This window comes from Pseudomonas sp. SDT291_1_S447, from assembly GCF_054070155.1.
On sequence record NZ_JBSVXS010000333.1, the window covers coordinates 1 to 326 of the forward strand.

At 63.5% G+C, this 326-nt stretch carries 1 pseudogene; it reads right to left on the minus strand.

From position 1 onward, the window contains the following. Positions 1-326 (minus strand): annotated as a pseudogene (locus ACW9IR_RS29810) (phage tail tape measure protein); the annotation flags it as partial.

Here is a 326-nt window from a genome sequence, read left to right on the forward strand (position 1 = left end):
TGCTGTCCCATGCGGCCTTGGCCATGCCTGACCAACCGCCCATGGAGTTAAACCAGTCGGATAGCTTCTGCAGCTTGTCAGCGACGAACTGGAACGCAGCCGTGTTCATCAGGGCGGACGTCCATGCGTCCCAGTAGTGAACCGCCGCGACAATGACCGCCACCAGCGCGAGAACACCGACCACGATCCACACCATCGGGTTGGCCAGCAGCGCCGCGTTGACCAGCCAGATAGCGCCCTGCCACAGCAGCATGGCGCCGCGCACCAGGGCAAGGCCGGCGCTGAGCGTGTAGATCACGGCCATGTAAGCCAGGATCGCCAGTTTC